Consider the following 18,405-nt stretch of genomic DNA (forward strand, 5'->3'; position numbering starts at 1 on the left):
ATTTACAGGAAGCCACCTATACGAAACACCATGCTAGTTTCATTATATGAACACTAATCCCCTACTATGAGCACAAACCATATTACATATAAAAAGGTCTCACCATAATTGGTGAGACCTTATCCTTGAATCGTTTTATTCATTTGTTTAATGGCTGACTTCTCTAAACGTGATACTTGAGCTTGGGAAATCCCAATTTCTTCTGCAACTTCCATCTGTGTCTTTCCTTGGAAGAAACGTTTTCTAATAATCATTTTCTCTCGATCATTTAAACGCTTCATTCCTTCTTTCAATGCTAGTTCTTCAACCCACTGCTCGTCCTTTTGTTTTTCATCACTTAACTGATCCATAACAAAGATAGGATCTCCTCCATCATTATAAATCGGTTCAAATAATGAAACTGGATCTTGAATTGCATCTAAAGCAAATACTATCTCTTCATGAGTTACTTCTAGCACTTTTGCAATATCCATTGCTGTTGGTTCTTTTGAATTTTCTGCAATTAACTTCTCTCTTACTTGCAAAGCTTTATACGCAATATCTCGCAATGAGCGCGATACGCGAATCGGATTATTATCACGCAAATATCTGCGTATTTCCCCAATAATCATCGGCACAGCATACGTTGAAAATTTTACATTTTGGCCTAAATCAAAATTATCAATTGATTTCATAAGTCCGATGCAACCAACTTGGAATAAATCGTCAACATATTCTCCTCTGTTATTAAATCTTTGGATGACGCTCAGTACAAGACGTAAGTTTCCATTCACTAATTTTTCTCTTGCGCTTATCTCTCCACTTTGCATTTCACGAAATAATTTACGCATCTCTTCATTTTTTAATACTGGAAGTTTAGCTGTATCAACACCGCAAATTTCTACTTTGTTTCTCGTCAAAGTGTTCCCTCCTATCGGGAGTTGCTGTACAGTGTAAAGTATTTCCTTTGAAGGGGATTTTATGCATATGGTTTTTTCACGATTTTTCATTTAAATTATCTTTCCTAATACAACTAAATAGAATAAGACCAGCCTACATAACGGCTGGTCTTATTCTTCACACCATTTTATTAAATTCTTTTCGTAATCTTTTTATAATTCTTTTTTCTAAACGCGAAATGTATGACTGTGAAATCCCAAGCATATCCGCCACATCTTTTTGCGTCTTTTCCTCTCCTCCAGCAAGCCCAAACCGAAGTTCCATAATTTGTTTTTCACGATCATTTAATTGGTGTAATGCTTTCATTAAAAGGTGACGATCTACAGTAGCTTCTAAATCTTTTGTAATAATATCATCATCTGTACCTAACACGTCAGACAACAATAGTTCATTCCCATCCCAATCAATGTTTAGCGGTTCATCAAAAGAAACTTCCGAACGATTTTTGTTATTCCGACGTAAATGCATTAAAATTTCATTTTCTATACAACGCGATGCATATGTTGCTAATTTTATTTTCTTTTCTGGATTAAATGTATTTACCGCTTTAATAAGGCCGATTGTTCCTATACTAATTAAATCTTCAATATTTATCCCTGTATTTTCAAACTTTCTTGCTATATATACAACGAGCCTTAAGTTGCGTTCAATAAGTAATGACCTTGCTGCCTGATCTCCTTTTGGCAATTTATTCAAAAGAACTTCCTCTTCTTCTTTCGTTAACGGTGGTGGCAACGCTTCACTTCCACCAATATAATAAATTTCATCGGTCTTAATTCCTAATTTCAGCAATACTTTATACCAAAGGTATACTAAATAAAATTTTAATTTCATCATATTATCCCGCCTCTCATTATTAAGCGATCACCATTTTTTGTGAAATCAACATTTTGGGATGCACAATACATTGATACTCCCCATTAGTAGACAGTTGTTGTGTATTTAATCCAATTAATACTTTGTTTACAACAATAGAACTACCTTCATGATCAACTTGCACACTGTCAGGCTTAATTGCCCACAAAAATTGACTTTCTACTCCTACTGCACGGAAAGGAATTAAACGTAATTTTGTCGCCCAACCAGAATCATTTTCTGGTATTTGAGGAATTTCTGTTTTGGAATAAATTTGTTCTGTTAACCAAGATGGTAAGCAATGTTCTAATGATGAAACATGCATAATCATAACGGGTGTTTTTGTTAATGGGTCGTAAAGTTGGTTCCCACTGTCAATAAGACCTGCCAGTTCTAGTTCTTCTTCTGCTAATTGAATTTTTACTTTCACAATTTGGTCATAGTGTATTTTCGTGACCTCTACGCTTTCAATACGCTTTTTAGAAAAATAATAAATTACCGGAAAACCAAAAATAACAAATAACCAACTAATTGGATCGCCGTAAGAAATTGACTGAGATTGAACCAATCCATTTACCATTTCATTCGTTTGCAAAAAGAAATGAGTTCCAATTAATCCTCCGCCAACCATAAAGGTTACAAAGTAAAAAGTAAAAACAGTTTGTGCATAATTTCTAAATGTTGTAAACCCAAATGCTGTATACACAATAAGTAACGAGTACAGTAGTTTCATAATTGGATGTGTCATCATAGAAGCAAAAGGAGTAAAGGCAAAAATAACAATAGTTGAACCTATAAATGCCCCTAACACAAGCCTCCATCTTTTGATCTTCTTTTTTAACACGGTAGCTGTTAATAAAAGCAAAAGAAAATCAATGCAGGCGTTTAACAACCAAACAACGTCGGCGTAAACAACCAAACAATTCACCTCTTTTTTCAAGTTGAGACTAGTATAATGCATATCCAATAGGAAAGTGTGTCAATTTGCGGAGGTGTTTTTTTGTTATTTTGTGATTTCTAGACATAATCTGTCGGTAAAAAATAAAAGTACAAATTCATAGAATGATATACTCTTATTTTCACCAACAAAATATATTGAAATATACGAAATAAAAAAAGACCTGCTTAGCAGGTCTTTTCCATTTAAAAAACAAAAAAGGAGCATGAAAGCTCCTTTTTTTATCGTCTACGACGGTTACGTAAAAATGCTGGAATATCGATATCATCTGAATCTGAATGACGCTCATGTACAACTGGCTCTTCACGCTTCATTTCACGTTTTACTTCACGTTGTTTTGAAGGTTGAGCTACTGGTTGTTGCTGTTGTTGCGTGTGGTTCGCATTCGGACGAATAATTGGTTTTGGTGGTTGAGTTGCAATGCTATCATCAAAACCAGTTGCAATTACAGTTACAACGATATCATCTTTTAATCCTTCGTTAATAACAGAACCGAAGATCATATTTACTTCTGGATCTGAAGCTGAAGCTACGATATCTGCCGCTTCTTGTACTTCATATAAGCTTAAGTTAGCGCCACCCGTAATGTTCATGATAACACCTTGAGCTCCATCAATAGATGTTTCTAGTAATGGACTAGAAATCGCTTTTTTCGCAGCTTCTGCAGCACGATTTTCCCCGTTACCAGAACCAATACCCATTAAAGCAGAACCTCTATTAGACATAATTGTCTTTACGTCTGCAAAGTCTAAGTTAATTAAACCTGGCGTTGCAATTAAATCCGAAATACCTTGAACACCTTGACGTAATACGTTATCAGCTTCACGGAATGCTTCTAACATTGGCGTATTTTTATCAACAATCTCTAATAAGCGATCGTTTGGAATTACAATAAGAGTATCTACATTTTCTTTAAATGCTGCAATACCAGATGCTGCTTGCGTCGCACGCTTACGTCCTTCAAAAGTAAATGGACGTGTTACAACACCAACTGTTAAAGCACCTAATTCTTTTGCAACTTGAGCAACAACTGGAGCTGCACCAGTTCCAGTTCCACCGCCCATACCGGCAGTTACGAAGACCATATCCGCACCACGAAGTGCTTCTTGGATCTGTTCTTTACTTTCTTCTGCAGCTTTTTTCCCTACTTCAGGGTTTGCGCCTGCACCAAGTCCACGCGTTAATTTTCCACCAATCTGCATTTTCGTTTCAGCTTTTGATAGATTTAATGCTTGTGCATCAGTGTTCACAGCGATAAAGTCTACACCTTGTACACCGTGTTCAATCATACGGTTTACAGCATTGTTTCCGCCACCGCCGACACCGATAACTTTTATATTCGCTAATTGATCTTGAGTAGTATCAAACTCTAACATGTCGAAATCCCCCTAGAACCTCATTTTTCGTGTCCAATTTTAATCCCATAAATAACGGAATACACGTTTTACTTTTGACATCATGCGGTCATCATTTTGATTATTATTGTTTTGATTACGAGTTTTTTGTTTTGCAGGTTGCTGTTGTACCGGCGTTGGTGCTGGTGCTGGTACTGGTTCAAAATGCTCTTGCTTTTCCTGCACATTTTTCCCACGTAATTTAGCTTTTTGATAAGAATGTTTAATTAATCCAACTCCACTTGTATATTGGGGCTCACGCACACCAATATAATCAGGAGTTGCTACACGAACATTTTCATGTAAAATATCATATGCAAGGTCAAGAACACCTGGCATAGAAGCAATTCCACCAGTTAGTACATAACCAGAAGCCACTTGCTTTACTCCTAACTTACGCACTTCATCTTGAACAAACATTAAAATTTCCTCTACACGAGCCTCTATTATATCCGATAATTCCAACTGAGAATATTGTTCTGTTTGATCACTTCCCATAATAGGAACCGTAAACATCTCTTCTTCAGATGCTGTATCATAAAAAGCATGTCCATATTTCAACTTAATTTGATCTGCATTTTCTGTTGAAGTTTTCAACCCAATCGCAATATCCTTCGTTATATGGTCTCCACCTAATGGTAATACGCTCGTCGCTTGTAACTCTCCATCTTTAAAAATAGATAAAGTTGTAGATCCTCCCCCCATATCAACAAGGGCTACTCCTCTATTTTTTTCATCTGAAGATATAGCAACTGTTGCAGCCGCTAAAGGTTGAAGACAAATATCAACAATTTCAAGACCTGCTTTTTCTACACAACGAAGTAGGTTATGTAGTAAAGTTCTCGAGCCTGTAATAAGTGTACCTTCCATTTCTAATCTTACACCGATCATCCCGCGTGGATCGTTAATCTCGTCAAGACCGTCTACGATGAACTGTCGAGGTACCACATCAATAAACTCACGTTCTGGAGCAATTGACACAACTTGTGCTGCATCTAGAACGCGTAAGACATCTTCATTCCCGATTTCACGATCTTCATTTGAAACAGCGACTACTCCGTGACAAGGAAGTAGCTGTACCTGGTTTGCATTGACACCTACTACAACTTGCTCAATGTGGATTCCCACCATGCGCTCAGCTTGTTCAATTGCTTTTTTAATTGATCGAACAGTCTCGTCTATATCAACTATCGATCCCTTCTTTAAACCATTTGATTTTACATTTCCAACACCAATAATGTTTAAGCTGTCATTAACCATTTCACCAATGATGACTTTAACATTGGATGTACCGATGTCAAGACTAACATATATTTCATTGCTGTTCATTCTTTGGCACCTCCTTCTTTATTTATACCATACAACTCAATATATGGAACAACAATCGCAACTTTACTATTTATAAGAAAAATATTCAACGTCTTTATACGTTTCCCTTTTTTAACCCTATATTTTTCTTATTTTTATTTAGCATTCAATTAAGAATATCGCAGTAAACTATGAATAACTGCTTATCTTGAAATAATTCTATTTCGAGTGTAAAGTTTACCGCCAAGTATAAGTCTACACTAAGATGTACTCATAGAAAAGTGAAACTTGTACCAATACTAGTATGAATCTAAGAATTTTTACATATTTTTCATCAAATGAACCATTCTTCTAAATTCGTATACATATAATAGAACATTCGTTTTGTTTTTTCTGCTATAATCAACGAAAACTACCATTCTATTCTTTTTTTTCTTCCGCACCTAATTCTTTCGTATATGCACCTACTTCTAAGTCAATTAATACCTTCTTACCTGGCTCAATTGTTTTTAAAATAAGCGGATAGGCTTCCATACGTTTTGCAAAATTTTGAATCGTAGTGCTCACTTCATAACCTTCATTCATATATAAAGTAAGATGATCTTCATTCGCATTCGTTGGTGAATAGCGAATCTCCGAAATAGATTTTAAAATAGCTGGTGTTAATTTTTCTAGTTCAGCGATTAACTCCTTCATTTTCTCTTCTTTAAAAGGTTCGAAAATCGGTGCTGCAACAGGAAGTTTTCCATTAGGTAGTACATCAAGCGTTTTTCCATTTTCTAATAACGGTTGTAATTTTCCCTCTTTATTTATATAACCAATCGTTAAATATTCTTCGATATGAATATCAATCTTGTTTGGAAAACGTTTTTTTACATTTACTGCTTTAATTTCTTTTCGCTTCGTTAAGTTTTCTTCAGCTTTATGTGCTGTCACTCGGAAATAACTTGTATCATATGTCACGCCTGAATCCTTCATTACTTGCTCATCCGTCATATAGTGATTTCCAAACACACTAATCTTTTTTATATTACTAAGCGGAGACCGAAAATAAATTAAAAAGAGCACTAATAAAAATAAAATTGATATGTATAAAATCAATCGATGATTAACATTTTTTTTGTTTTTTTTCTTTTGATTTTTCAATTTTGGTACACGATCTTGTAGTTTAATCACTTTACTATTATTCATGTACGATCCCCCTATGTAACATAAAGAACGGCATGTTCCTCATGCCGTTCTTATCTTCTTATTATAACATAAATGATAATGAGCGGAACGAATAACCGTTATCTTCCAATGATTTCTACTTCTGTATGCATATCTACATCAAATTTATCCTTAATTGTATGTTTTATTAATTCAATTAAGGACAATACATCTTGCGCTGAAGCTCCCCCGGTATTAACAATAAAATTGCCATGCATTTCAGAAATTTGAGCTCCACCAATCCTATAACCACGAAGCCCTGCTTTTTCTACTAAATCTCCTGCAAAATGTGGGATTGGATTCCGAAATACACTTCCTGCACACGGGTGATTCCATGGTTGCGTTTCACGGCGGTAATCTTTATTATTTTGCATGCTACGTACAATTTCTTCACGTTTTCCCGCCTGTAATTGAAACTCCGCCTCTAAAACAATACCAGGACGTTTCGTTTGCAATACAGATGCCCGATAAGAAAACTCCAGTTCTTTATTCATTAACCAGTCAATTGTACCGTCTTCAAACAGAATGAGAGCCTTCGATAATACACTCGATATATCCGATTTATGTGCACCTGCATTCATATATACTGCACCACCGACACTTCCTGGAATACCGCTTGCAAACTCCAATCCAGCTAACCCTTGACGACTAAGTAAAGTTGACAATTTAATAAGAGGATATCCACTACCAACTCTTACCTTATGTTTTTCGACCTCTAAGTGATCTAATCCTTCTCCTAAACGAATAACAACACCTTCTATGCCTTGATCAGATACAAGAAGGTTTGAACCGCGCCCAATTACAGTCCACTTCGTTTTGTATTGCTTTACTAACTGTAATGTTTTTTCAATACCGGCTACATGCTTTGGCACAATTAAAATATCCGCTGGTCCACCTATTTTCATAGTTGTATAACGTGCTAACAACTCGTTAACTAAAACACGACCAACGTCTGCTTCTATAAGCTCATTTACTAATTGTTCCATAGACAATCTCCCCCATATTAAGTCTCCTTATGACAATAATATGCAGGGCGTTCACCTAACGTTATCCCTCTATTTACGGGCAGTACAGCTCCTAAATCAAAATTCGGCGGTAACAAAGAAGTTAGGCGAGAATCGGGATGCCAGTAAACATCCGATTAGTGAAAGGTAATAATCAACGAGAAAGAATCACTCCCCACCGATTAAAGCCTCACTTTATTTTTTTACAAGCTTATTCATTACTTCATACAGCTTATTTGCTGCATCTGGAATACCTAGTTGCTTAGCAGCTAGCTTCATATTTTGTAATGTTTGTGCATCCAATAAAATCTCATCAATATCACGAATAAGCGTTTCAGCTGTTAAATCTTTTTCAAGTAACATTTTTGCCGCTCCTTTATCAACAACTGAACGTGCATTCTTTTCCTGATGATTATTTGTTACGTACGGACTCGGTATTAACACACTTGGTTTTCCTAACGCTGTTAATTCTGCAAGTGTTGTTGCCCCAGCCCTTGAAACAACAAGGTCTACACCAGTTAGTACCTCTGGCATATTATGAATGAACGGCTTAATAATAACATTGTTCGGGTTCCCTTTTTGCTTCACGGCTTCCATCACTTTGTCATAATGCACTTCACCTGTTACATATAGTATTTCGTAGCTTTTGTTCCCAAACTGTTCAATTGCTTCAACGAAGGCATCGTTAATCGGTCTAGCTCCACGACTTCCACCAAATATAAGTACAGACTTTTTAGGAAGAGAAAGCCCAACTGAACGTTTCCCTTTCATTCCATTTTGATCCATTACCTCTGATGCTCGCGGATTACCTGTCATTACCACTTTTGACTCTGGAAAATGCTCTGTAGCTGCTTCAAAACAAACAGCAACTTTATCAACATAACGACTTAAAAATTTGTTCGTTACACCTGGTACACTATTTTGTTCATGTACAATAGTTGGAATACCTAATTTGGCTGCAGCGTATACAACTGGTCCACATACATATCCACCCGTTCCAATTACGATATCCGGATTAAAACGACGAATATATCGTTTACTATCCTGTACACCTTTTAGAAAACGCATTACTGTTTTCACATTATCTAATGATATTTTTCGTTTAAATCCACTTATAACAATAGACTGAAATGGTATACCTGCTTTTGGAACGATTGTACTCTCTAGTCCATTTTCCGTACCAATATATAAAAATCTTGCTTCTGGATTTAACTTTTTTATTTCTCTAATTAAAGCAAGAGCTGGATAAATATGACCACCAGTACCCCCACCACTAACTAATACACGCACTACTAACTCCTCCGCTTCTCTTTTCTTATTTCCATTATATTTATTTCTATATACATATTGCATTTTTACACACATACGAAAAACCCTGTCTTATAAACAGGGTTTAGTAGCGAGAATGGCGACTTATATTTAATAATACACCTACTGCCATTAACATTAATGTCAAACTTGATCCACCATAACTTAAAAACGGCAAGGTAATACCCGTAACAGGCATCAGTCCTGTTACAACACCAACATTAATCATTACTTGAATCGCAATCATCGCCACAATACCTACTGCTAAAAACGTACCATATAAATCTGGCGCTCCTAATGCGATACGAATCCCGCGCCATAATAATAGACTAAATAATAATAACACAAATGAACCACCAATAAAACCTAATTCCTCGGATAAGATCGCAAATATAAAGTCAGTTTGTGGTTCAGGTAAATAAAGAAATTTTTGTCTACTTTGTCCAAGTCCAAGCCCAAATAATCCACCAGGTCCAATTGCGAGTAATGATTGGATAATTTGAAATCCACTTCCAAGCGGATCTGACCACGGATCTAAATATGATGTAATGCGTTTCATTCGATACGGTGCTGATGCAATTAATCCTACAAATCCCGCTACACCAATCAAACCAAACATTGCAAAGTGAAAGACCCTCGCTCCCGAAATAAATATCATAATGATACATGTCCCAACCATTACCGTTCCTGTCCCAAGGTCTGGCTGTAACATAATCATCCCAAAAGCAAGAAACACAAAACTAAGAGCCGGTAATAAACCACGTTTAAAAGATGTGATCAATTTTTGCCGTTCCGCTAAAAACTTTGCCAAGAAAATAATCATCGCAAACTTCATAAATTCTGATGGTTGAATCGAAAATGCTCCGATCCCAATCCAACTTCGTGCTCCTCCTCGAACAAGACCTACTCCAGGAATAAGAACGAGAATAAGAAGAATGAAGCAAACTAGCAAAATTACTTTTGAATACGTACGCCACACCCAATAATCAATTTTCATAATAAAAAACATAGCTACTACACCAAGACCCGCAAACAGTAATTGTCTTTTTGCAAAAAAGAATGAGTCCCCCATTTTATAAGAGGCCCAAACTGCACTCGCACTATAAACCATAATCATTCCGATTGTCAACAACGAAAGTGTTACGATGATGAGCATAAAATCAGGCGTTTTCTTCATTACCCACAAACACCACCTCTTTAGGCAGAACCTTTTGCCCTATGTAACAAAACATCAGTAGGTGTTAGCCTACTGATGTTTTGATTTACTTTATATAAGTTTATGCACAGCTTGTATAAAAATGTCTCCTCTTTCTTCAAATGTTTTAAATTGATCCCAGCTTGCACACGCTGGAGAAAGAAGAACAACATCACCTTCTTTAGAATGAGCATAAGCTTTCACCACTGCTTCATCTAAAGTATCGACACTTTCAATTATATCTAATCCCGCTTTTTCTGCCGCTCTTACTAGTTTGGGAGCTGTTTGTCCAAATGTTACAATCGCTTTTACATTTTTGAAATACGGAATTAAATCATCGAATTCATTTCCGCGGTCAAGCCCACCTGCTAGTAACACAATCGGTTGTGTAAACGCAGATAGTGCTTTCTCAGTCGCTAACATATTCGTTGCTTTTGAGTCATTATAAAACTTACGGTTGTTAATCGTTGTTACATATTCTAAACGATGTTTTACACCCGTAAAACGTTTTAACACGACCGTAATTGCTTCATTAGAAGTACCTAATAATTTCGCAATACTCATCGCAGCTAAAATATTTTCTAGATTATGTTGACCAGGTAAAACGATATCGCTTACTTCAACAACTTTTTCACCTTTGAAATAAAGAGCGTTATCTTTTATACACGCGCCATCTTCAATTTCTTTCGTTGTCGAAAACAAGATTTTTTGACCTTTAGTATCCGCAGATAAAGCCATCACATCTGCATCATCCGCGTTTATTACACTATAATCGTTTTCTGTTTGGTTTTTAAAAACATTTGCTTTTGCTAAACCATATTCCTTCTTCGTCCCATGATAATCTAAGTGGGCTTCAAATAAGTTTAAGAACGCTGCAATTTTAGGTTGGAACGATTCTACTCCCATCAATTGGAACGATGAAAGTTCTGTAACTACAACTTCATTTTCTTTTGCATCCTGTGCTACTTCACAAGCTACAGTTCCTATATTCCCTGCAATAACAGGATGCTTTTGTCCTTCTTTTAACATTTCAAATGTCAGCATTGTTGTCGTCGTTTTACCATTAGATCCTGTAATTCCAACAAATGGCGCTTTTGAAATACGATATGCTAATTCAACTTCCGTAACAATTGGAATTTGCTTTTCTTTCGCAGCAACTAATATTGGATTAGAATACGGGATTCCTGGATTTTTAACGACAAGAGAAATATTTCTCTCTAATAATTCTAAAGGATGGCCACCGCATACAACGTCCATTCCTTTTGCTTGTAATTCTGCAGCAAGTACATTGTCTGCTAAAGGCTTTCCGTCATTTACAATGACATTCGCCCCTAACTTTTGTAACAATGTAGCTGCTGCATAACCACTTTTTGCAATGCCTAATACAAGAATATTCTTATTTTGAAATTCAGTTACAGTTTTCAATTACATCCACACCCCGATATAAATTCCTAACACAGCTAATAAAAATCCTGCAGACCAAAACGTCACAACAACACGCCACTCTGACCAACCACATAATTCATAATGATGGTGTAATGGACTCATTTTAAAGACACGTTTTCCTGTTGTTTTAAATGAAATGACCTGAATAATAACCGATAAAGTTTCCATGACGAATACTCCGCCAATAATTACAAGTAGCAATTCTTGTTTTAATAAAATCGCTACAGCTGCAATGGCTCCACCTAAAGCTAATGAACCTGTATCTCCCATAAACACTTTTGCTGGATTCGCATTGAATACTAAGAATCCAAGTACAGCTCCTACCACTGCCATACAGAATATCGCTACTCCAAATTGCTCTTGTGCCACAGCAATAATACTAAATGCTCCAAATGCAATAGCAGCTGTTCCTGATAATAAACCATCTAAACCGTCAGTTAAGTTAACTGCATTTGATCCACCAATAAGCATAAATAGTACAAGTACAAAATACGCCCAACCTAATTCAAACTTAACATCCGTTCCCGGAATCATGATGTATGTGTGGAACGCTTGCCCTTTTCCAATTAAAAAGAATGCAATAGCAATAACAAGCTGCCCTACTAATTTTTGTTTTGATGTTAAACCAAGATTTCTCTTCTTAACTACCTTTATGTAGTCATCTAAAAATCCGATTAATCCGTAACCAAACGTCACTAATAGTAATAACGAAACCTCTGCACCTAAATAATTAAACTTAATCGCCATAATAAGTGAAGTTACCATCATAGATACGTATATGACGATACCACCCATTGTCGGTGTCCCTGATTTTTTTTGATGTGACTTTGGTCCCTCATCACGAATACTCTGTCCGAACTTTAATTTTCTTAAAAATGGAATAAACAATGGCGAAAGGGCAACAGAAATTAAGAATGCTACCCCAGCCGTTACTAATAAACCTTGCTCAAGCACATGTAGTCCTCCTCTCACGTTGTTACTCTTCGTTGTTTAAACGCCCTGTAATTGCTTCTTTCGCAACTTCTCGATCATCAAAATGATGAACTTCTTTACCAATAATTTGATACGTTTCATGACCCTTACCAGCAATAATAATGATATCATCTGCTTTTACTTTAGTGATTGCATGGTGTATCGCTTCTTTTCTATCAATAATCACTTCATAATTATTTCCACTTGCACCATGTACCATATCATCTAAAATAGCCGCTGGATCTTCACTTCTTGGATTATCTGATGTGTAAATTGCATGAGTTGCATATTTTGTTGCAACACTTGCCATTATCGGTCTCTTCGTTCGGTCCCTATCGCCACCACAACCAACGATACAATACACATCACCTTTTGCAAATTGTTTTGCAGTTTTTAATACATTTTCTAAACTATCCGGCGTATGTGCGTAATCAACAATAACTGTATAATTTTGTCCTCCATCAACAACTTCAAAACGCCCTGGAACCCCAGCTAGTTCCTTTATAACAGCAATGATTGTTTCTAATTTCACACCCGAAACAAGTCCTGCTGCTGTTGCTGCAAGTACGTTATATACATTAAATTTACCTATTAATTTCATCGTAACATTTACACTTTCATACGGTGTGACAAGGGTAAATGTAGTTCCGCCACTCGTCATAACGATATTTTTTGCCATAATGTCACTTGTTGTATCAATACCATATGTTACAACAGTTGCTGCAGTACTTCTCATATACTCTTCTGTTACATTATCATCGCTATTCAGCACAGCGTACTTTTCACGATTATGATTATAACTATTGCCAAGCTGTGCAAATAGTAACCCTTTTGCATGTTTATATTCTTCCATCGTTTTATGATAGTCTAAATGATCTTGTGTTAAGTTCGTAAACACCGCTACATCGTAATCACATCCGTGTACACGACCAAGATCTAACGCATGTGACGAAACTTCCATTACCGTGCTGTCCACACCTTGTTCAACCATTTTTGAAAACGTCTGTTGAAGTGTTAGTGCATCTGGTGTTGTATTTTTCACCTCAAATGTTTCATCACCGATTTTCATATTAATCGTTCCAATTAGCCCTGTTTTATGACCATGTGCTCGCATAATCTCATCCATAATATGCGATGTTGTTGTCTTTCCATTTGTACCTGTAATTCCGATTAAATGTAACTTGTGTGTCGGTTGACCATAAAAATAATCAGCTAAAACCGCTAACGAACGAAAAGTATTTTTCACAAGTACAACTGGAACGTCAACATCAATTGGTCTTTCCGCAACAATAGCAGCCGCTCCTTGTGCCGCTGCTTGCTTAGCAAAATCATGGCTATCAACCGTATATCCTTTCATACATACAAATAAGCTTCCTTCTTTCACTTTACGTGAATCAGCTTCTATAGATGTGATTTCTGGATTTTCTTTTGGAACAACTGGAAAATCATGCAAACATGATAAAAGTGTATGCAACTTCATTTCACTAAACCCTCTCTACATTGTTTATTTATCTTTTTTTCAGTAAGCAACACATTACCTCCTATATAAGGAGGTAAGTGCTACTGGCCTATTTATGACTGAGACACTTATTGTCTCAAGTTAAGTAACTGTTCTATAAAGAACTCACTTCCACCAATTGTACCATAAAACGTACTATGTTACCTTTAATTCCCGAAGTAAATTCTAATTTTTGAGCCTTCTTTTACTTTAGCTCCCGCTTCTGGTGATTGCTTAATTACTTTCTCTCCATCTCCACTTATATCAAGCTGCAAATCGACGAGTTGTGTTTGTAAATCTTTCTTTTTCATTCCAATTAAATTCGGAACTTCCACAGTTGGTGTATCGCCCCATTTATATTCTTTTTCAACTTGTTCTTTTCTCGGTTTCACTCCCATAACAGGAAGCGCATCTCGAAGGATATTCCCGACAATTGGAGCTGCTACCACTCCACCAAACTGTGTAACCCCTTTTGGATTATCAACAGCAACATACACAACAATCTCTGGATCATCCGCTGGAGCAAATCCGATAAAAGATACAATATAATTATTCTCTAAATATTTACCATCTTTCACCTTTTGAGCAGTACCCGTTTTTCCACCTACACGATATCCATCAATATAAGCACCTTTACCAGAACCTTTCGCTACAACATTCTCTAATGCATAACGAACTTTTTCTGAAGTTTCCTTGGAAATAACTTTTCTTTTCTCAACAGGTGTCTTTTTACTAACAACTTGATTATTTTTCGGATCAATAAACTCCTTAGCTATATACGGCTGATACAATGTTCCACCATTTACAGCCGCCGCTACAGCTGCTACTTGTTGAATTGGTGTAACAGAAACCCCTTGGCCGAATGAAGTTGTCGCTTGCTCTACTGGACCAACTTTATCTAAATTAAATAAAATCCCACTGCCTTCACCTTGCAAGTCAATCCCAGTCTTCTGCCCAAAACCAAAATTACGAATGTATTTAAATAATCGGTCTTTACCAAGGCGATCACCAAGTTCAATAAATCCCGGGTTACATGAGTTTTGAACGACTTCTAAAAACGTTTGACTGCCATGACCTCCTGCTTTCCAGCATTTCAATCTAGCTCCACCGACTTCAGCTGCTCCATCATCATAAAACGTATCCTTCTCTAAGTCTACTAAATTTTCATTCAATGCTGCAGCTAGTGTAATGATCTTAAATGTTGAACCAGGCTCATACGTACTCCACACAGGTAGATTTCTGTTATACACTTCTGGAGAGACACTTTGAAAATCCGCTGGATCAAAACTCGGCCGACTAGACATCCCTAAAATTTCACCATTTTTAGGGTTCATTGCAATTGCAATCATACCGTCTGGATTATAAGTTGACTCCGCAATATTCATTTCTCTTTCCATAATCCTTGTAATACGCGCATCGATTGTTAATCCTAAATTTAAACCGGCTTCTGGTTTTTTGAAATCATCACCAACATTAGGCATCCTTTGCCCTTTCGCATCTGCAAAAAAACGCACATGACCTTTGTCTCCATTTAGCTCTTTATCATAATATTTTTCTAGTCCCATAAGACCTTGGTTATCGCTACCTGCAAAACCTAATACATGTGATAAAAAGTTTCCAAATGGATAGTACCGGATAGAATCCTCTGCGATATACACGCCCTTCAAACTTAATCCTCGTACTTCTTTCGCTTTGTCATGTGATATTTTCCTTCCGCCTTTATCTAACCTTACAATCGATTCTTTTTTTGTAATTCTTTTATAAATCTCATCTTTTTCCACACCTAATACTGCAGCTAACTTCTCTGCAGTCTCTGCTGGTTTTTCAATTTGCCTTGGTACAACAAAGACAGTTGGAGCACTTTTATTCGTGGCAAGTTCCACACCATTTCGGTCTAAAATTTTCCCACGTTCGGGTTCAAAAGTAATATTACGACTCCATGAATCTTTCGCACGATCCGTTAACATATTCCCAAGAAAAAATTGCACATATCCAAGACGAATATCGATAATAGTGAAAATAAGTATACCTGATATAAGTATAAAAATAAGTCGTTTTCTAACTGTTACATTTGATACACGCATATCGGAACAAGCCTCCCTTACGCCTAGCTTGTTCCAATATATGCTTGTACTTATTTAATTAGAACTTCTTCTCTTTTACCATTACGGCTTTTCTGCTTCTTGTTGTGGTTCGAGTGGCGGTACGAGTGTGACACCTAATTCTGTACCAGGTTGTAATAATGTTCCTTCCGCCACACTTTGTTCTGTTACGTATCCTGTACCAGAAGGTTTCAAGTTAAGCTGTAATGTCTTCGCTAAATTCATAACATCACGCAGTGCCCATCCTTGTATATTTGGCATTGTAGGCTTATCTCCTACCAAGAAGACTCGGTCGCCTTTTAATGTTTGTTCAGTCGCTTTTGGTACTTGTTGCTGTACTTTCCCTTCACCTAGTACGATTGGACGAAGTTTTGCTTTATCAATCGCTTTCCCCGCTTCAGCCATCGTTTTACCAGTTACATCTGGAACAGTAGTTTGTTGTTCTTTCAGATGTTTTTTCGGATCTTTCACTTCATTTGGCTTAATCTTTAAATACTCTAAACTATTTTTTGTTACATATTTAAAAATATCAGCTAAAGGTTGTGCGCCGTTCTCATCATCTTTTAATTTCGGCTGTTTAACAGCTACATACACAACAAGTTGTGGATCGTCCATTGGTGCCATACCTAAGAATGAGAATATATAATTCTGTCTTCCTGTCATATAGCCGCCTTTTCCATCCGGAATTTGCGCTGTACCTGTTTTACCACCAACTGAATATCCATCAATTTTATAAGCTGTCCCTGTACCTTTCGGAGATGTAACAACACGTTCTAATAACTGTCTTACTTGCGCTGCTGTTTCCTTTGTAACAGGTTTTCCTACTTCTTCTGGCTTATGTTCTAATTTTACTTTGTCTGTTATTGGATCTACAATTTTATCAATTGCATAAGGTTTCATCATTTTCCCATCATTTGCAATGGCCGTTGCAGCTTGTACAAGCTGAATTGGTGTTACAGTGGAACCTTGTCCAAAAGCTGTTGTCACTTGTTGTATTTGCTGATCAAATAAAATTGTATTCGATCCTTCACCTGATAAATCAATGTTCGTTTTTTCATCTAATCCAAAACTATGAATATATTTTCGGAAACGTTCTGGACCAAGTTTTTGATCTCCTAAAATTGCAAACGCTACGTTTGAAGAACGCTCTACCCCTTCATCAAACGTGATAGAGCCCCAACCAGCACCACCGTTATGATCTTTTATTTTCCTATTTCCGACTTGATATGTCCCGGACTGATAATAATCTTGCCCTTTGTACACACCTTCATTAATAGCTGCCGCTAACGTGAAAATTTTCATTGTTGATCCCGGTTCAAATGCATTGGCAATTGCGTCATTGAAGAAATATTTAATTTGACGATCATTAGGGTCATAACTAGGTTTAGTAGACATCGCTAATATTTTTCCGGTTTTCGGATCTGCAACAATCCCTATTAAACTTTCTGGCTCATATTGCTTACTTGCTGCTTTCATCGCGTCTTCTAAATAACTTTGGACACGTTGATCAATTGTTAAATAAGCGTTATCTCCATTTTTAGGTGCCTTTACATTAACTTTTCCACCATCAAGGGATACACCTTTACGATCACCTGTATACGCTACTTCTCCATTAGAAGCACTTAAGTATTTATCCAAGCTTTTTTCTATGCCAAATTGACCTACCGAGGTTCCATTCTCATTTGGTTTTGCATGACCTATAACGTAAGATGCAAAATCACCGTTTGGATACACCCTTGCATTTTCTGTAATAAAAGATATTCCCGGCAATTTCAACGCTTCTATTTGTTCCTTCTTTTCTTTCGTCAAATCCTTGCCTAACGTTCCAAATTCGACTTGACTTCTACCTTCCTTATTTAAAGAAGCTAAAATATCCTCTTCGCCTTTTCCAAGTACTCCTGCAATTTTCTTTGCAGTATCTTCTTTATTCTCAACAGAGTTAGCACCTTTTAGCGCAGCTACTATTTTATAAGAGTTTGCGTCTTGTGCTAACACATGACCGTTTTGATCATAAATGGTTCCTCGGTTCGCTTCAAGAACTCCTTTTTTACTATGCTTTTGTTTAGCAAGTGCATCTAAATCCTGATTATGAACTGTTCCTGTTGATTGTATGTAAAAAAATCGGGCTAATAACAGCAAAAAGAGCAGGAGGAAAAATATCATAAAATAACCTGCTCCCTTATTGGTATGAAATTTAGTCATATTCTTCTTCATCGT

14 protein-coding genes are annotated in these 18,405 nt (G+C 36.6%); all 14 read right to left on the reverse strand.

The genetic code is table 11. The annotated features are described in order from the left end of the window. Nucleotides 1–119: 119 nt before the first annotated feature. The gene (sigG, locus tag ACS2FK_RS01110; protein WP_000197755.1) at nucleotides 120–899 is read right to left on the reverse strand and encodes an RNA polymerase sporulation sigma factor SigG; all 780 of its coding nucleotides are present in this window, start codon (nucleotides 897–899) and stop codon (nucleotides 120–122) included. 157 nt (nucleotides 900–1,056) lie between these two features. Beyond that, nucleotides 1,057–1,776: an RNA polymerase sporulation sigma factor SigE gene (gene sigE, locus ACS2FK_RS01115; protein WP_000976948.1), complete on the reverse strand. Its 720-nt coding sequence runs from the start codon at nucleotides 1,774–1,776 to the stop codon at nucleotides 1,057–1,059. 19 nt (nucleotides 1,777–1,795) lie between these two features. Next, on the reverse strand, nucleotides 1,796–2,713 hold the full coding sequence (spoIIGA, locus tag ACS2FK_RS01120; protein WP_000261975.1) for a sigma-E processing peptidase SpoIIGA: 918 nt from the start codon (nucleotides 2,711–2,713) through the stop codon (nucleotides 1,796–1,798). 260 nt (nucleotides 2,714–2,973) lie between these two features. Then, the gene (gene ftsZ / locus ACS2FK_RS01125; protein WP_000888984.1) at nucleotides 2,974–4,128 is read right to left on the reverse strand and encodes a cell division protein FtsZ; all 1,155 of its coding nucleotides are present in this window, start codon (nucleotides 4,126–4,128) and stop codon (nucleotides 2,974–2,976) included. Between the two features lie 39 nt (nucleotides 4,129–4,167). After that, on the reverse strand, nucleotides 4,168–5,475 hold the full coding sequence (gene ftsA, locus ACS2FK_RS01130) for a cell division protein FtsA (RefSeq protein WP_001087557.1): 1,308 nt from the start codon (nucleotides 5,473–5,475) through the stop codon (nucleotides 4,168–4,170). A gap of 399 nt (nucleotides 5,476–5,874) precedes the next feature. Next, the gene (divIB, locus tag ACS2FK_RS01135) at nucleotides 5,875–6,645 is read right to left on the reverse strand and encodes a cell division protein DivIB (protein ID WP_001065789.1); all 771 of its coding nucleotides are present in this window, start codon (nucleotides 6,643–6,645) and stop codon (nucleotides 5,875–5,877) included. 98 nt (nucleotides 6,646–6,743) lie between these two features. Then, nucleotides 6,744–7,649 (reverse strand): UDP-N-acetylmuramate dehydrogenase, encoded by a 906-nt coding sequence (gene murB, locus ACS2FK_RS01140; protein WP_023522862.1) that lies wholly within the window; start codon nucleotides 7,647–7,649, stop codon nucleotides 6,744–6,746. A 213-nt stretch (nucleotides 7,650–7,862) separates the two neighbouring features. Then, on the reverse strand, nucleotides 7,863–8,957 hold the full coding sequence (gene murG, locus ACS2FK_RS01145; RefSeq protein ID WP_024927913.1) for an undecaprenyldiphospho-muramoylpentapeptide beta-N-acetylglucosaminyltransferase: 1,095 nt from the start codon (nucleotides 8,955–8,957) through the stop codon (nucleotides 7,863–7,865). A 103-nt stretch (nucleotides 8,958–9,060) separates the two neighbouring features. Beyond that, on the reverse strand, nucleotides 9,061–10,152 hold the full coding sequence (gene spoVE, locus ACS2FK_RS01150) for a stage V sporulation protein E (protein WP_000753524.1): 1,092 nt from the start codon (nucleotides 10,150–10,152) through the stop codon (nucleotides 9,061–9,063). Between the two features lie 90 nt (nucleotides 10,153–10,242). Beyond that, nucleotides 10,243–11,595 carry a UDP-N-acetylmuramoyl-L-alanine--D-glutamate ligase gene (gene murD / locus ACS2FK_RS01155; RefSeq protein WP_000860103.1) on the reverse strand — a complete coding sequence of 451 codons (1,353 nt, stop codon included), beginning with the start codon at nucleotides 11,593–11,595 and terminating at the stop codon, nucleotides 10,243–10,245. Then, nucleotides 11,596–12,570, reverse strand: a complete 975-nt coding sequence (gene mraY, locus ACS2FK_RS01160; protein ID WP_000893060.1) for a phospho-N-acetylmuramoyl-pentapeptide-transferase — start codon at nucleotides 12,568–12,570, stop codon at nucleotides 11,596–11,598. Nucleotides 12,571–12,592: 22 nt separating this feature from the next. Continuing rightward, nucleotides 12,593–14,068, reverse strand: coding sequence for a UDP-N-acetylmuramoyl-L-alanyl-D-glutamate--2,6-diaminopimelate ligase (murE, locus tag ACS2FK_RS01165; RefSeq protein WP_000766289.1), 1,476 nt, complete (start codon nucleotides 14,066–14,068; stop codon nucleotides 12,593–12,595). Between the two features lie 185 nt (nucleotides 14,069–14,253). Next, nucleotides 14,254–16,170, reverse strand: coding sequence for a stage V sporulation protein D (locus ACS2FK_RS01170; RefSeq protein WP_001266235.1), 1,917 nt, complete (start codon nucleotides 16,168–16,170; stop codon nucleotides 14,254–14,256). 81 nt (nucleotides 16,171–16,251) lie between these two features. Further along, nucleotides 16,252–18,402, reverse strand: a complete 2,151-nt coding sequence (locus ACS2FK_RS01175; protein WP_000739955.1) for a penicillin-binding protein — start codon at nucleotides 18,400–18,402, stop codon at nucleotides 16,252–16,254. Nucleotides 18,403–18,405 lie beyond the last annotated feature (3 nt).

The organism is Bacillus cereus group sp. BceL220, assembly GCF_051776965.1.
In the GTDB taxonomy this organism is placed as follows: Bacteria; Bacillota; Bacilli; order Bacillales; family Bacillaceae_G; genus Bacillus_A; species Bacillus_A cereus.

Excerpts from the sequence above, each read along its gene's own strand:
- sigE (WP_000976948.1), bottom strand. The coding sequence starts at position 1,776 with ATGATGAAATTAAAATTTTATTTAGTATACCTTTGGTATAAAGTATTG.
- ftsZ (WP_000888984.1), bottom strand. The coding sequence starts at position 4,128 with ATGTTAGAGTTTGATACTACTCAAGATCAATTAGCGAATATAAAAGTT.
- ftsA (WP_001087557.1), bottom strand. The coding sequence starts at position 5,475 with ATGAACAGCAATGAAATATATGTTAGTCTTGACATCGGTACATCCAAT.
- divIB (WP_001065789.1), bottom strand. The coding sequence starts at position 6,645 with ATGAATAATAGTAAAGTGATTAAACTACAAGATCGTGTACCAAAATTG.
- murB (WP_023522862.1), bottom strand. The coding sequence starts at position 7,649 with ATGGAACAATTAGTAAATGAGCTTATAGAAGCAGACGTTGGTCGTGTT.
- spoVE (WP_000753524.1), bottom strand. The coding sequence starts at position 10,152 with ATGAAGAAAACGCCTGATTTTATGCTCATCATCGTAACACTTTCGTTG.
- murE (WP_000766289.1), bottom strand. The coding sequence starts at position 14,068 with ATGAAGTTGCATACACTTTTATCATGTTTGCATGATTTTCCAGTTGTT.
- ACS2FK_RS01170 (WP_001266235.1), bottom strand. The coding sequence starts at position 16,170 with ATGCGTGTATCAAATGTAACAGTTAGAAAACGACTTATTTTTATACTT.
- ACS2FK_RS01175 (WP_000739955.1), bottom strand. The coding sequence starts at position 18,402 with ATGAAGAAGAATATGACTAAATTTCATACCAATAAGGGAGCAGGTTAT.